Source organism: uncultured Salinicola sp., from assembly GCF_937921195.1.
Taxonomy (GTDB): Bacteria; Pseudomonadota; Gammaproteobacteria; order Pseudomonadales; family Halomonadaceae; genus Salinicola.
In genome coordinates this window covers 15,106-29,050 of sequence record NZ_CALFQK010000047.1, presented here as the reverse complement: position 1 = coordinate 29,050, position 13,945 = coordinate 15,106, and the positions used below count along the sequence as shown (strand labels likewise).

Annotated in this window: 13 protein-coding genes and 2 pseudogenes; 6 read left to right on the top strand and 9 right to left on the bottom strand. The window is 59.9% G+C overall.

Annotation, left to right across the window (positions count from 1 at the left end; all coding sequences use genetic code 11):
- Positions 1–215: pseudogene (locus tag Q0602_RS04195) on the top strand (S-(hydroxymethyl)glutathione dehydrogenase); the annotation flags it as partial.
- 185 nt (positions 216–400) lie between these two features.
- The gene (fghA, locus tag Q0602_RS04190) at positions 401–1,258 is read left to right on the top strand and encodes an S-formylglutathione hydrolase (protein WP_298839396.1); all 858 of its coding nucleotides are present in this window, start codon (positions 401–403) and stop codon (positions 1,256–1,258) included.
- A gap of 124 nt (positions 1,259–1,382) precedes the next feature.
- On the opposite strand, the gene Q0602_RS04185 is transcribed toward fghA, so the two are convergent.
- Positions 1,383–2,318: a TauD/TfdA family dioxygenase gene (locus tag Q0602_RS04185; RefSeq protein WP_298839393.1), complete on the bottom strand. Its 936-nt coding sequence runs from the start codon at positions 2,316–2,318 to the stop codon at positions 1,383–1,385.
- A gap of 221 nt (positions 2,319–2,539) precedes the next feature.
- Here Q0602_RS04185 and Q0602_RS04180 point away from each other — a divergent pair, with 221 nt between their 5' ends.
- From Q0602_RS04180 to Q0602_RS04165, 4 genes are read left to right on the top strand one after another with little or no spacing between them, the layout of a single operon-like run.
- Complete coding sequence (locus tag Q0602_RS04180) at positions 2,540–3,568, top strand: ABC transporter substrate-binding protein (RefSeq protein ID WP_298839388.1); 1,029 nt, start codon at positions 2,540–2,542, stop codon at positions 3,566–3,568.
- Positions 3,569–4,417, top strand: coding sequence for an ABC transporter ATP-binding protein (locus tag Q0602_RS04175; RefSeq protein WP_298839385.1), 849 nt, complete (start codon positions 3,569–3,571; stop codon positions 4,415–4,417).
- On the top strand, positions 4,414–5,289 hold the full coding sequence (locus tag Q0602_RS04170; protein WP_298839382.1) for an ABC transporter permease: 876 nt from the start codon (positions 4,414–4,416) through the stop codon (positions 5,287–5,289). Before Q0602_RS04175 ends, Q0602_RS04170 begins: the two co-directional genes overlap by 4 nt.
- Before the next feature lie 36 nt (positions 5,290–5,325).
- Positions 5,326–6,165, top strand: a complete 840-nt coding sequence (locus Q0602_RS04165; protein WP_298839379.1) for a hypothetical protein — start codon at positions 5,326–5,328, stop codon at positions 6,163–6,165.
- A 167-nt stretch (positions 6,166–6,332) separates the two neighbouring features.
- On the opposite strand, the gene Q0602_RS04160 is transcribed toward Q0602_RS04165, so the two are convergent.
- The 8 genes and pseudogenes from Q0602_RS04160 to ssuC all read right to left on the bottom strand — a co-directional run bounded on the left by Q0602_RS04160 (position 6,333) and on the right by ssuC (position 13,908).
- Complete coding sequence (locus Q0602_RS04160; protein WP_298839376.1) at positions 6,333–6,935, bottom strand: PhnD/SsuA/transferrin family substrate-binding protein; 603 nt, start codon at positions 6,933–6,935, stop codon at positions 6,333–6,335.
- A gap of 73 nt (positions 6,936–7,008) precedes the next feature.
- A pseudogene (locus Q0602_RS04155) lies at positions 7,009–7,865 on the bottom strand (fatty acid desaturase).
- A 358-nt stretch (positions 7,866–8,223) separates the two neighbouring features.
- The gene (locus Q0602_RS04150; protein WP_298839373.1) at positions 8,224–9,237 is read right to left on the bottom strand and encodes a sulfonate ABC transporter substrate-binding protein; all 1,014 of its coding nucleotides are present in this window, start codon (positions 9,235–9,237) and stop codon (positions 8,224–8,226) included.
- Between the two features lie 175 nt (positions 9,238–9,412).
- Positions 9,413–10,591 carry an FMNH2-dependent alkanesulfonate monooxygenase gene (ssuD, locus tag Q0602_RS04145; RefSeq protein WP_298839371.1) on the bottom strand — a complete coding sequence of 393 codons (1,179 nt, stop codon included), beginning with the start codon at positions 10,589–10,591 and terminating at the stop codon, positions 9,413–9,415.
- A gap of 2 nt (positions 10,592–10,593) precedes the next feature.
- Positions 10,594–11,562: an aliphatic sulfonate ABC transporter substrate-binding protein gene (locus tag Q0602_RS04140; protein ID WP_298839369.1), complete on the bottom strand. Its 969-nt coding sequence runs from the start codon at positions 11,560–11,562 to the stop codon at positions 10,594–10,596.
- A gap of 101 nt (positions 11,563–11,663) precedes the next feature.
- Positions 11,664–12,263 (bottom strand): cysteine dioxygenase, encoded by a 600-nt coding sequence (locus tag Q0602_RS04135; protein WP_298839366.1) that lies wholly within the window; start codon positions 12,261–12,263, stop codon positions 11,664–11,666.
- Positions 12,260–13,123, bottom strand: coding sequence for an ATP-binding cassette domain-containing protein (locus Q0602_RS04130; RefSeq protein WP_298839363.1), 864 nt, complete (start codon positions 13,121–13,123; stop codon positions 12,260–12,262). Before Q0602_RS04130 ends, Q0602_RS04135 begins: the two co-directional genes overlap by 4 nt.
- Positions 13,120–13,908, bottom strand: a complete 789-nt coding sequence (ssuC, locus tag Q0602_RS04125) for an aliphatic sulfonate ABC transporter permease SsuC (protein ID WP_298839360.1) — start codon at positions 13,906–13,908, stop codon at positions 13,120–13,122. The genes Q0602_RS04130 and ssuC overlap by 4 nt, the downstream gene beginning before the upstream one ends.
- Positions 13,909–13,945 lie beyond the last annotated feature (37 nt).

The window sequence follows — 13,945 nt, the reverse complement described above, 5'->3', positions numbered from 1 at the left end:
GCCCGTTCCAGCTGGTCACCGGCCGGGTCTGGAAGGGCTCCGCCTTCGGCGGCGTTAAGGGCCGTACCGAGCTGCCGGGCTACGTCCAGCGCTACATGGACGGCGAGATCAAGATCGACGAGTTCGTCACCCACGACATGCCGTTCGACCAGATCAACGAGGCGTTCGAGCTGCTGCACGCGGGCAAGAGCATTCGTACGGTGCTGCATTTTTGATACGCGCCCGAAGCCGCGCGAAGGACCTTCAACTAATACGCACCCGAAGCCGCGCGAAGAGCCTTCAACACGCGTCCAAAGCCGCGAATGGCATCTGATCCATCGCGCCCGAGGCCGCGCGAACCGCGTCCGACACGCGTCCAATCCGCCGGTGGTGATGCCGCCGGTGCTGCAAGGAGAAAACCATGTCGATGAGCGAGCAGTTGGAGCTGGTCTCGGCCACCAAGAGTTTCGGTGGCTGGGTCAAGCGCTACAAGCATTACTCCCGGGCGCTGGATTGCGACATGATCTTCGCGATCTATCTTCCGCCGCAGGCCGAGGAAGGGCGCGTGCCGCTGATGTGGTGGCTCTCCGGTCTGACCTGCAACGACGAGAATTTCATGCAGAAGGCGGGGGCGCTCAAGACCGCGGCCGAGCTGGGTATCGCGATCGTCTGTCCGGACACCAGCCCCCGCGGCCTGGACCTGCCCGGCGAGCACGACAGCTACGATTTCGGTTCCGGCGCGGGTTTCTACCTCAACGCCAAGCGTGAGCCGTGGTCGAAGCACTACCGGATGTACGACTACGTCACCGAGGAGCTGCCCTCGGTGGTACGGCTGCACTTCCCGGTCAACGGTCGCGAATCGATCAGCGGTCACTCCATGGGGGGCCACGGTGCACTGGTGCTGGCGCTGCGTCAGCCTGGGCGTTATGCGGCGGTCTCGGCCTTCGCGCCGATCGTCAACCCGACCCAGGTGCCCTGGGGGCAGAAGGCTTTCGAGAACTACCTGGGCGACGACGTCGGCCTGCGCACGCAGTACGACGCCTGCGAACTGGTCGCCAAGGGCTCGTCGCGCCAGCCGCTGTTCATCGACCAGGGCGAAGCTGACAACTTTCTCGAAGAGCAGCTCAAGCCGGAGCGGCTGGAAGCGGTCTGCGAGGAGCACGATCACCCGCTGACCCTGCGCCGCCACCCCGGCTACGACCACAGCTACTTCTTCATCGCCAGCTTCATCGACGAACACTTGCGCTATCACGCCGAGAGGCTCTACGCCAAGCGCTGAGTCGACCGGCTCGTTTTCAGCTCGCCGCCCGGCGGACTTTTTAGTACCGGCCATCCCTGTAACCATCTTTTGTACCGTCGCTATGCGACATCAGAGGCTGCACTGGACGAGCTCTCGTGTGGCCTCACCCCGCCACGATAGCTTCTGATATCCATTGCGATTGCGCGGGTTGAATAAAATAGGGTTGGTCGCCCTGAATGGTGACTCGCTCACCGCTGCGGGTCTGACCCGCGTAATCGTAGATCGCCCGATGTAGCACGCAGCGGTTGTCCCACAGTGCCAGCGTATTGGGTCGCCAACGCAGACGGAAAGTGAATTCAGGTGACGTCTGATGACGGTAGAGAAAGTCGAGCAGGGCCCGGCTCTCCTCCGGCGCCAGATCGACGATTTCGGCCGTGAATCCTGGATTGACGAAAAGCGCCTGACGCCCGGTATCGGGATGGGTGCGAACGACCGGGTGGATCGCTTCCGGATATTCTTTTCCGTTCTGGAAACCGAAGGCGCTACGGTCCTGCGCCTTGCGACCGGCGTAGCGAAGCTTGTAGTTCTCCTCTCCCGAGTGGCGTGCCCGAAGCCCGGACAAAAAGCGCTGCATGGCCGGTGACAGCGCCTCGAATGCTGCGTAGCCACTGGCAAATAGCGTGTCTCCGCCGACAGGCGGCACTTCGCGCAAGTAGAGTAGGCTGCCCAATGGTGGCTCTTCGTCGCAAGATACGTCGGAGTGCCAGTGGTTGCCATTGATGGCGCGACTCAGCCCCTGACGAATCTTGCGCACGTCATCCGAAGAACCGGCATCGGCGTGGATCGGGAATATCTCCGGGTAGCCCTCCGGTCCTGGAGTCATGGGATGAATGTGCAGCTTGCCGAAACGGCGCCCCAGCGCAATGTGCTGATCGCGGGTCAGATGCTGATCGTGGAAGAACAGAACCTGGTGGTCGTGAAAGGCTTGCCTGAGCGCCTCCCACTGCTGGGTTGAGAGCGGTTTCGATAAATCCAGGCCGACGATCTCGGCACCGATATGGCCGGCAGCGGGCCGGACGTGGAATGTGTGGCGGGTCATTTCGGATTCCTCGACATGGCACAGGTGATCATGATCCTGAACTCGAAGCCGGGTGTTAAATCAGTTGTCGTTAGATCTAAATCCCTTTTTTTGCTTAGCGGACAACACGATTAGCAATGACAAAACTCTGATTGGTGGTTGTCGACGTGCCTGCGTAACGTATCGATATCACCGGGCCGTGCTCGGTGTCCATCTCAATATGGGTGCGAAGGATATTGCCAATGTCGTTTCGATTATTTTTCGGAAGGCTGAAGGTGTCGGCGTCACTGGGTGCGCTGGCGATTGCCGTTTCAGGACTGGCGATAAGCGAAAGTGCCGATGCCGAGACTCTGCGAATTGCTGAGCAATACGGTCTCGTTTACTTGCCGCTGCATGTGATTCGGGACCAGGGGTTGCTTGAGAAGAAAGCCGAAGCCGCTGGCATCGATCTGGATGTCGAGTGGGTGCAGTTGTCGGGGGGCGCCAACGTCAATAGTGCGCTGTTGTCCGATAGCATCGACATTGCGAGCGCCGGTGTCGGCCCCTTATTGACGGCCTGGGATCGTACCCGGGGCAGTCTCGACGTCAAGGCGTTTGCCGCATTGGGGGAGTTTCCCAATGATCTGGTCACCAACAATCCTGATGTCGAGACGCTCGAAGACTTCGGTCCGGGCGACAAGATTGCCGTGCCGGCAGTCACCGTTTCCGTCCAGTCACGTCTGCTGCAGATGGCGGTCGCCAAAGCCTTCGGTGACGACCAATATGATCGGCTGGATGATCTGACGGTGTCGCTACCGCATCCCGATGCCACGGCGGCGTTGATTTCGGGCGGTACCGAGATCAGCGCTCACTTCTCCAATATTCCCTATCAATATCAGGAGCTCGAGGACCCCGACGTGCACCGTGTGCTGAGTTCCTACGATATCGTGGGAGGGCCGATCACTCCGACGCTGATCTACGCCAGGTCGAGTTTCTTCGAACAGCACCCCAAGGTGTACGGGCTCTTTCTGGAGGCGCTGGAGGAGGCGGATCAGTTCATCGGTGAGCATCCTACCGAGTCCGCCAAAATCTATCGCAGCGTGACCGACTCCAAGCTCGAGGTGGCGACGCTGGAGTCGATCATCACCGATCCCAAGGTGCGCTATACGCCGGTACCGCGCAATACCTATCCCTTGGCCGAGTTCCTTCATCGTGTCGGCGCGATTCACCATCAGCCGGCCGACTGGCTGGATTACTTCGTCGATGACGCCAGTCGTTGGGAGGGCAGCTGAATGGGGGTGGCGGAAGCATGGCATTCCCGCGACGCTCCCGTACCGGGGGCCTCGTCGGTCCGGCCTCGGCTGGCCGTGGACGCGGTGACCCTGGAGTATGTCACGCGTCAGGGGGGGGTGCGGGCGACCCAGTCGGTAAGCTTCGACGTGCTGCCGGCGGATCGCTTCGTCTTGCTGGGGCCGTCCGGATGCGGAAAGTCGACCTTGCTCAAGGCGGTGGCGGGTTTTCTGCGGCCGACGGAGGGCGAAATACGTCTCGACGGCGCGTCGATTCGTGGCGCGAGCCCCGATCGTTTCGTGGTCTTTCAGGACTTCGATCAGCTCATGCCATGGAAAAGCGTGCGCCAGAACGTGGTGTTCCCGTTGCGAATCGCACGGGGGCTCGATCGTCGGACGGCGGAAGCGCGCGCGGATAAAGTGTTGGAGACGGTCGGGCTGTCGCGTTTCGCCCATGCTTATCCCCATACGCTATCTGGCGGTATGAAGCAGCGCGTGGCGATCGCGCGAGCCCTGGCCATGGAACCGAAGATCCTGCTGATGGATGAACCTTTCGCTGCGCTCGATGCGCTGACGCGGCGCAAGATGCAGGAGGAGCTGCTGGCGCTGTGCGAGCAGACCGCATCGACACTACTGTTCGTCACCCACTCCATCGAAGAAGCGCAGATCGTCGGCAATCGTGTGTTGCTGCTGTCTCCACATCCCGGCCGCGTGCGTGCCGAGCTCGATTGCAGCGAAGACTCGCTCGCCAGCCTGGGCAGCCCGACCACCCAACGTCGCGGCCGCCATATTCACGAATTGCTGTTCGATATCCGGGCGACGTCGTCATCGCCATCCGAGGTGTCGACATGAGTCGACAACTGCCGATACCGCGTGAGGATCGTTACGTCGAACTGGCGCCGGTCGACGAACGGGTGCGGGTACAGTCGCGACCATGGTGGCAACGCCTCTGGGATAGCGCGCTGGTCCGCAAAGGCGTCATCCTGATACTGCTGGCCCTGATCTGGGAGGCGTTGGCACGCTATCAGAACAACCCCTTGATGCTGCCCAGTGCGTTGGATACTGCCAGTGCCCTGTGGGCCGGTATCGGAGACGGCACGCTGCCGTCCAAGGTGGCGAATTCGCTTTTCGTCTTGATCAAGGGTTATGCATTGGGTGTCGTCGGCGCGCTGGCGTTGACCGTATTGGCCGTTTCCACGCGGGTGGGCCGGGATCTGCTCGGTACGTTGACCTCGATGTTCAGTCCGTTGCCAGCGATCGCGCTGTTGCCGCTCGCGCTTCTGTGGTTCGGGCTGAGGGAGGGTAGCCTGGTCTTCGTGCTGGTTCACTCGGTGCTGTGGGCGATGGCCGTCAATATCCATGCTGGTTTTCAAGGGGTGCCCGAAACGCTCAGGCTGGCGGGAAGAAATTACGGGCTGCGAGGGCTGCGCTATGTCGTCCATCTACTCATTCCTGCGGCGCTGCCGTCGATTCTGGCGGGATTGAAGATTGGCTGGGCGTTTGCCTGGCGCACACTGATCGCAGCGGAATTGGTGTTCGGGGCTTCCTCCGGTGGCGGAGGGCTGGGTTGGTACATTTTTCAGAATCGCAACGAACTGTACACCGATAACGTCTTCGCGGGACTCGTGGTCGTGATTCTCATCGGTCTGCTGGTCGAGAATCTCGTTTTCGAAACCCTCGAGACCGTGACGGTGCGACGGTGGGGTATGCAAAACCCAGGTTGAAACGTTGTCGTCGATTCCATTGCAGGAGGACTTTCCATGCCGCTGACTCAGGTCGTCAATTATTTCAATCAGCACCTCGATATCTTCAATCCGCGCTCGACGCTCTCCCACCACGCGCATTTTCATTATCGAGATGGGTCGATCTCGGCAACCTTGCTCGACCGTCAGTTGTACCCTCGCCAACGCACGGTCTATTCGCTCAAACGTCTCGACCATGAAGCGCAGGAGGCCTACACAGAAATTCGCGACGACTCCGGTGGTCAGTTGATCACCGACTCTCTCTATTTCCTGGCCTGGGATCGAGAGGACGTCGTCTTTGTCGATCGTTTCCAGCGGGTGCTTCACGCGCTCCATCACTTGAGCCAGGACCCCGAAGCCAAGCAACGGCTCATTGTCGATGTGCATTGGCGCCACATTCAGGCGGTCGAGGATTCTCATGGTTCGGTCTACGAAGGCTTGCTAGCGCGTCTCGGCATGTCGCCGGATCGTGTCATTCTGCGGCTCCAGGGTGAAGCGCTACTGCAGCACGCGCATGCGCGTCGTGCCGCCGCGAGCTTTCATCACCGTGGCTATCCATTACTCGCGGCGGACGTGGCCACCGACACACCGGAAAGAGAGTGGCGAACGTTGCACGAGCATGGCGTGCGCTGGGTTTCGCCAGCACCCCAAGCGTTGGCGAGTGCCAGACAGGGCAGCCTCAGCCTTCCGCGACTGGATGAGTGGACACGACATGCCAAGCGTGGCGGGCTGGAGGTCTGGTGGCCGGGCCTTGACGAACCTGGGGACCTGGGGCGTGTTTCGCGGTTCGAGCCCGATTTCGTCAGTGGCGAGTGGATCGAGCGCGTGGTCACGGAAGCGCCTGCCGTGGGATCGTGACGCGGCCAGCGCCGGGCGACGGATGCCCAATCGTGATTCCTGATGCGCTTGGCGTAAACGCTCGGGCTTAGCTAAGCCTGAAGGCCAGCTCGCCGAGCAGTGCCGTCAGCAGGAGGCGTAAACTCGCAGCACGAGTGCATAGGTATCTTCAGGGACGTCTTCGGTAGTTACAACACCGATACGCCATACTCGATCGCCTGGTCTTCCCACGCTTGCACTTCGTCGTAGAACGCCCGATCTGTCACCGCGAACCCACTAATCAGGTGTTGCGTCAGTAGCGGTTGGTATCTTTTAGCCGTAGTGAGTTCGCTCAGGGCGCTACGCAGATGCACGAGGGTCGTCGCATCGGTTTTTGCCGAGGTCATCAGCGGCAGCGAGGCGCACAGTGGCGTTTCACCGATGATTGCCAGTCCGCTAAGTTCTTCAGGGTGATGGAGACTTAGCAGTGCCCAGGTAATGCAATCGATAGCCGCCATATCCGCACGCCTGTCGCGCAGCGCCGCCAGCGACTGACAGTGGCTCCCACTTATCAATGTACTACGGAAGAACTCGCCGTCGCGTGCCAATGGGGCGATGACATGGCGTAGTGAGTTATAGCCAGAGTGCGAGTCATGGCTGTTGCATACCGCGCGGCGGCCATGAAAATCGCTTATGGTGAGGTCTTCATCTTCCTTTCGCGCTACCAGCCAACTGCGATAGCGCAATCCCTCACAGCCTGGCGCGTTGGAATGAAAAGCGCCGACCACTTGTACATCGGGTAGTAACGCCACCAGCGGATAGCCGCAGGTTTGGCTCAGCAGCAGACTGTCATCGCGCCAGTGCGGTAGCAGGTCGGTAGGTCACTCAACTTCGGCTGGCACGCCGCGCTGCGACAACAGCGTCGTCAGCTCTGAGGTCAGGGCGACCGTCGAGGCATGATGGATATCGTACATCGGCAGTGAAATGACCGGCATTCTGTGCACCCTTGTGCGGCCCCGGATGGACGTTGACGTTGACCGGTTTGCGCCAGAAGCGCGCTAACCACTCGCTGTAACCGACGACATGAAACCCCTGGTTGCGCTTATGGTAGTCGGTGCGATACAGCAGATAGACTTTGCGCAGACCGTACCACGGGAGACCGGGCAGATCGTGATGCACAGCATGGTAGTTGAGATTCAGGAACAATAGGCGCCACGGCCATGCGGCTTCGTTATTGACTGATCGTGCCAGCGGAGCCTCCTCGGCGCGGTGTTCGTAAAAGGAGCGTACTTTGGTCAGCGACAGGGCTGGATAGCTCACCGCGCCCAAGAACCACAACGGTGAGAACCCTGCTGCTGCATCCAGTAAAGCAGCCCCGCCAGTAGCGTCAGATGAACCAACCACATGGTGATGGCCGCACGATCCCGCGCCTGCATCATTTTCTTCGATGTGGCCGCGATATCCAGCAGTGGACCCAACAACAAACGGCCGGGAAAGGTATTGCGTAGATGAATCACGCGTTGCTGCCACGGCTTGAGTCTTACCCAACGTTCAGGTGACAGATAGTAGGTTTCCGGATCTTCGTCGGGATCGGTCAGCGTATGATTACGGTGGTGTGCCAAATGCGAGTCGCGGTACAGGCCATAGGGATACCATACTGCCAGCGGCAAGGTGCCAAACAGCTGGTTCAGACGTGGGAAGCGCGTGGGATGACCATGAATCAATTCATGCTGTAGCGACATATACCAAGTAGTAAGCACAATCTGCAGCAGGGTGGTCGCGAACAGCCCCAGCGTTTGCCAATAGACCACGCAGGCGAACCAGCCGCTATAAACGGTCGCTATGAGTATCCAGGTAGGCAGCTCACTGCGCCCTATCCAGCTGTGCATCAGTTGCTGTACCACGGAGCGCTGTCGTGGATCGATATAGGCGTTTGCCATGTAGAGGCTATCAACATATGAGGCGGATGAAGTTCTCCGCCCATGGATGGGGCACCGTGCTAATCACAAAGGCCGTGCTCTTGCGACTTATGCAAAAAGTGGCGAAGAAAGTCGGCTCCTCCGATGCCATATAGCATCATGGGTGCGCGACCCGGTCTCCCTAGCGAGAGGCGTGTTTCCACTTCGCGGTGCTGACATCGACCTCCTTGGGAATCAGCCCGATATCATAAAAGGTGTCGGCCAGCGTCTGCTGTTCGGTGAGAATGTCGTCGGTGACCGGCTCCAGACCGTAGTCGGTACGCTCGATGGCACGCTGCCAGATCGGTACCGGCAGGTCCGTGGCGCTAGAGAGTATCTTTGCCGCCTCAGCGTGGTGATTCGAGGTCCACTGGCTGACCGCTTCAATCTGCTGATTGAACAGATTGACCAGGTCGGGGTAGGACTCGGCGAAGTCGCGACTCGACAGATAGAAGCTGTAGTGTGGCACCAGGTCTGTGGCATCGGTCAGCAGTCTCGCGCCGGCATTCACTTCCGCTTCGGCATAGTAGGGGTCCCAGATGGCCCAGGCATCGACCGAGCCTTGCTGGAAGGCAGCGCGGGCATCGGCCGGTTTTAGATAGCGCGGGGTAATTTGTGAGTACTCGAGATCGGCGGAGGCGAGTGCCGTAGCCACCAGGTAGTTGACGTCGGAGCCTTTGTTGAGCGCCACCGATTTTCCCTCGAGATCGGCGACGCTATGAATCGGTGAATCCTTCGGCACGAGGATGGCTTCGGTTTTCGGATTGGCTGGCGTTCGCGAGACATAGACCAGGTCGGCGTTGGCGGCCTGAGCGAAGATCGGCGGCGCGTCACCGACGGTCGCGAAGTCGATGCTGCCCAGATTGAGTGCCTCGAGCATCTGCGGGCCGGCGGGAAATTCGATCCACTCGGTATCTATGCCGCGCGACTCGAGTGCCTGGTCGAGCGTGCTGCGGGCCTTAAGCAAGGTAAGAATGCTCGCTTTCTGGAATCCGATTTGAATACTCTGCGGGGCATCTTCCGCCAGCGCCGAGGTCGACGACATCACTAGTGCCAGTGCCGATGCGGCCAAGTACTTGAGATAGGATGGGCGAGATATTCGATGGGGCGATTTGTCATGTTTTTGCGAGACAAAATTTCCTTTAAGCGCTTCCATGTAAGGAGTCCTTTTGGTGGTGATTTGTGGTTTATACCGTTCGACGGTAAATCGTTTCTTTTGTCTGGTGAAATCGTTTTAGAGTAAAAATAAATGAGGCGTGATGTATAGAAAAAGCCGCCGAAGCGGCTCAATGGTTTCCCGTCACGCATCGTTTTTCCGGTCATGAGTCATGTCATGAACTGGACGTGGCCTTGGGCCGTTCGACATTGGCGATCGTCTCCCCGAAAGGACCCATGTTGACTGCGATATCGGATGCATTGATGTTGGTCTCCAGCGGCAAAAGCGGCAGCACCGATTCGCCAAAACGCCAAGCTTCCTCGAGGTGCGGATAGCCCGACATGATGAAGGTGTCGATGCCGAGCTGCTGGTACTCGCGCATGCGTTCGGCAACGGTTTTCGGGCTACCGACCAGCGCGGTACCCGCCCCACCTCGGACCAACCCCACGCCGGCCCATAGATTGGGGCTGATCTCGAGGTTGCTGCGATCGCCCCGATGCAGTTTCGCCATGCGCGATTGGCCGACGGAGTCCATGCGTGAGAAGACCTTTTGTGCGGCAGCAATGGTGTCGTCGTCGAGATGAGAAATCAGCTTGTCGGCAGCGTGCCACGCCTCCTCGTCGGTCTCTCTGACGATGACATGCAGACGAATGCCGAAAGTCACATCGCGGCCAACCTTGGCTGCCGCCTCGCGCACGGTGGCGATCTTCTCGGCGACCTGCGCTGGGGGCTCGCCCCAGGTCAGGTACTTGTCGACCGTTCTGGCGGCGACGTCGATCGCCGGCTGGGAGGAGCCGCCGAAGTAGAGCGGGGGACCATTGGGCGTCACCGGCCGGAAGATCAGCTTGCCCTCCTCAATGTGCAGATGCTTGCCGTCGTGATTGACGGTCTCGCCAGCCAGCAGGCGCTGGTAGACGTCGAGAAATTCGTGGGTCACCTCGTAGCGCTCGGCGTGGTCGAGGAAAATGCCATCGCCGCGGTTCTCGACCGGATCGCCGCCGGTCACCACATTGATCAGCAGGCGGCCGCCGGAAATGCGGTCCAGCGTCGCGGTCATCCGTGCGGCAACGGCGGGCGACTGCAGTCCCGGCCTGACCGCGACCAGAAAGCGCAGCCGCTGCGTCAGCGGGGCCAGCGCCGAGGCCACGACCCAGGAGTCCTCGCAGCTTCTCCCCGTCGGCAGCAGTACGCCGTAGTATCCTAGTTGGTCCGCGGATTGTGCGATCTGACGGAGATAGTTGATATCGACGTTACGGCCACCCTTCGAGGTTCCCAGGTAATGGCCATCGCCATGAGTCGGTAGAAACCAGAGCACCTTGAGTTTGGACGCTGCATCGTTGGATGACGTGGTCATGATCACTTCTCCTGATTCGTGGGCTCGTAAATGTGTGCATTGTGCGTATCGACCTCGCGCGGCAGTACGCCGGCCTCGAAGAAGGCGTCCGCGATTTTCTGTTGCGCCTCGAATTGGGACGTCGATACCGGCTCGACCTGATAACTGCGATTGCCGAGTGCCGCTTCGATGATCTGGGGTTCGATACCTCCCCAGATCGGACTCAGGCGTTGGGCTGCCTCGTCGCGATGGGTGCGCACCCAGTCGCCGGTCTCCTTCAGCGTGCGATAAACGGTTCTAACGACTCCCGGATGGGACTCGGCGTAAGGCGTGGCGGCGAGATAGAAGCGGGTATAGTTTGCGAGGCCATCGCTGCCATCCACTATCGTGCGGGTGTCGTCTTGGGCACGTGCCGTGGAGAGATAGGGCTCCCAGGCGATCCAGGCATCGACGTTCTTCTGCACGAAGGCTGCGCGGGCGTCCGAGGGTGTTAGATAGGAGACTTGGACGTCATCGAGTGTAAGCCCGGCGCGATTTAGCGCGGCCAGCAGCAGGTAGTGATTCCCGGCGCCGCGAGTGACTGTGATGCGCTTGCCTTGCAGGTCGGCGACACTGTCGATACTGCTGTCGGCGTGCACGATCATCGCCTGACCGGCCGGTGATGGCGCCTCGGTGGCGTAGAACGTCAGATCGGCGTTGGCGGCTTGGGCAAAGATCGGCACGGTGTCGGCCACGTCCGCGCTGAGATCCAGATCGCCCAAGTTGAGCGCTTCGAGCATGGGCAGTCCGCTGGTGAATTCATGCCAGCGAATGTCTACGCCCTGCTGCGCGAGGCGATCGTCCAGCACGCCACTGTCACGTATCAGCCCCATCAGGGTCGACGAGCGCTGATAGCCGATACGCACTTCGTCGTCCGCTTGGCTGGAGAGTGTAGTAGTGGTCAAGGTAATGGCAACGAGGCCGGCCAGTAGTGACCGGAATGAGACGTGCATGGGAGCAGTAACCTCTTAGGGATTGTCGTCGGAATGCAGAAGGGCTTTGAATGCTGTCGCCGCAATAGGGTCTTTCGGGAAACATGACGGAAGTCGAGTCGTCATTCCCAGAGATTGGGTGTGATCGATGCCGAAAAACCAGAGACAAATCGCTTGCGCACTCTGGTGACACGATCGAAAACGTGTCGTTGCACCTTGCCGATATTGGCGCCGTAGACATGCACGCTGATCGAGACCTGGTCCTGGAATGCATTCTCGACTTGGTGGATGTCACCGCTCTCCGGCAGCAGAGGTTCGACGTCGCCAGCGGTTAGCCTGACCGGCTCGCCGCGGATCAACGTGCCGGCTTCGCTGCGGTAGGGTGTCGAGATCTCGGCGCCGCGTAACATGCCGATAAGACCCCACACCGTATGATCGTGAATCGGCGTCTTTTGTCCGGGGCCCCAGACGAAACTCACGACAGAGAATCGTTCCAGCGGATCGCAGTGGAGCAGGTACTGCTGGTAGTACTCTGGGTGCGGTTGTGCAAAGGCCTCCGGCAGCCAGTCGTCGTGCTCGATCAAGCGAGACAAATGGGGCGTCAGACGACCCACGAGTGCCGTATCTTCCACCTCGTTTTCCACGATCTCCGTCACGTTTCGAACGAAAGTCGTCAAGGGCGTAAGGGCGCTTTCGCGCCGTTCGATAGCGAGCGAATTCATGAGACGCTCGCCGTTACCTGACGACGAGGTGCGTCGGCAGTGGTGTGGTCGGTGGTGGATTGCCCCAGTACTTTGCGCAGAACCTGCGTTTCGAGGTCCGAAGCGCCCGGTGAAGAGGGTTCTCTGGGGCGGGGCAATGGAATCTCGAGATCCATCCCGATACGACCCTGTTCGAGGACGATCACGCGATCGGCCAATTGAACCGCCTCCGGAACATCGTGCGTCACCAGCAGCACGGTAAAACCGTGCTGTTGCCACAGTCGCTCGATCAACGCCTGCATCTCTAGGCGCGTCAGCGCATCGAGAGCACCGAGCGGCTCATCGAGCAGCAGTAACCTGGGCTGGTGAATCAATGCCCTGGCCAGCGCCACCCGCTGTTGCTGTCCACCGGAAAGCTGCGCCGGCCACACATCGGCCTTTTCGACAAGCCCAACCTCGCGCAGCGCTTCTTGGGCGCGAGGTTTCCAGTCACCATTGAGCCCTAACCCAACGTTGTGCAGCACGCTCTTCCAGGGGAGCAGGCGCGCATCCTGGAACATCAGGCGGGTATCGTCCGTGCGCGAATCGAGCGTGACGTCACCGACGGCAATCTCCCCGCGTGAAATTGATTCGAGTCCAGCCAGCATGCGCAGTAATGTACTTTTGCCGCAGCCACTACGACCGACGATGGCGACGAACTGGCCGGCCGGGACGTGAAGGTCGATTTCCTTGAGCACTTCCAATTCGCCAAATTGCTTGCCGACGTCGTTCAGCGCCAAGGCGGTGCCATGCTGGTCCGCCGAGCGGCGAATTTGTGAAGTTGAGTCAGCAATGTCGTCAGCGATAGCGTGGCGTTTTCGAGTTACAGTGGCGACGCTCATCGTACGGCTCCTTGTGTGTAAGCGGGGTTCCAGCGCAACCAGCGGCGCTCGAGAAAGCGTGCCGACTCGTCGGCCAGCTTGCCGAGAATGGCGTAGAGAACGATAGCCAGAACCACGACGTCGGTTTGCAGGAATTCGCGGGCGTTCATGGCCAGATAACCGATACCGGAGTTCGCCGAGATGGTTTCCGCGACGATGAGTGTCAACCACATCAGGCCAAGCGAGTAACGGACTCCCACGAGAATGGAAGGCATGGCGCCGGGTAGCACGACGTTGGTGAACAGGGCCCGACCCGAGAGACCGTAGCTTCTGGCCATCTCCATGAGATCGGGATCGATGCTGCGAATGCCGTGAAAGGTGTTCAGGTAGATGGGAAAGGCGGTGCCTAGGGCGACCAGAAAGATCTTCGCGGTCTCGTCGATGCCGAACCACAGGATGACCAGCGGAATCAGCGCCAGATGGGGGACATTGCGTACCATCTGCACGGTGCTATCGAGGAGCTTCTCGCCCCACCACGAAAGGCCACTGATCATGCCGAGAAGCAGTCCGATGCTGCCACCGATCAGAAAGCCGAAAGCAGCCCGCTGGAAACTGATCAAGAGATGATGAAAGAGCTCGCCGTTGCGGGAAAGTTCCCAGCCGGCTTCGAGCACGGCCGATGGCGACGGCATCACGCGGCTGGAGATGAAACCGGCGGATACCGCCAGTTGCCAAATCAGTAATATGGCAACGGGAACCAGCCACGGAAGGACGCGATCCAGTGTGCGTCGATTGATCGGAACCATCGCTATTTTCCTCGGATACGGACAATGATGTCGTGCA

Excerpts from the sequence above, each read along its gene's own strand:
- fghA (WP_298839396.1), top strand. The coding sequence starts at position 401 with ATGTCGATGAGCGAGCAGTTGGAGCTGGTCTCGGCCACCAAGAGTTTC.
- Q0602_RS04185 (WP_298839393.1), bottom strand. The coding sequence starts at position 2,318 with ATGACCCGCCACACATTCCACGTCCGGCCCGCTGCCGGCCATATCGGT.
- Q0602_RS04180 (WP_298839388.1), top strand. The coding sequence starts at position 2,540 with ATGTCGTTTCGATTATTTTTCGGAAGGCTGAAGGTGTCGGCGTCACTG.
- Q0602_RS04175 (WP_298839385.1), top strand. The coding sequence starts at position 3,569 with ATGGGGGTGGCGGAAGCATGGCATTCCCGCGACGCTCCCGTACCGGGG.
- Q0602_RS04170 (WP_298839382.1), top strand. The coding sequence starts at position 4,414 with ATGAGTCGACAACTGCCGATACCGCGTGAGGATCGTTACGTCGAACTG.
- Q0602_RS04165 (WP_298839379.1), top strand. The coding sequence starts at position 5,326 with ATGCCGCTGACTCAGGTCGTCAATTATTTCAATCAGCACCTCGATATC.
- Q0602_RS04150 (WP_298839373.1), bottom strand. The coding sequence starts at position 9,237 with ATGGAAGCGCTTAAAGGAAATTTTGTCTCGCAAAAACATGACAAATCG.
- ssuD (WP_298839371.1), bottom strand. The coding sequence starts at position 10,591 with ATGACCACGTCATCCAACGATGCAGCGTCCAAACTCAAGGTGCTCTGG.
- Q0602_RS04140 (WP_298839369.1), bottom strand. The coding sequence starts at position 11,562 with ATGCACGTCTCATTCCGGTCACTACTGGCCGGCCTCGTTGCCATTACC.
- Q0602_RS04135 (WP_298839366.1), bottom strand. The coding sequence starts at position 12,263 with ATGAATTCGCTCGCTATCGAACGGCGCGAAAGCGCCCTTACGCCCTTG.
- Q0602_RS04130 (WP_298839363.1), bottom strand. The coding sequence starts at position 13,123 with ATGAGCGTCGCCACTGTAACTCGAAAACGCCACGCTATCGCTGACGAC.
- ssuC (WP_298839360.1), bottom strand. The coding sequence starts at position 13,908 with ATGGTTCCGATCAATCGACGCACACTGGATCGCGTCCTTCCGTGGCTG.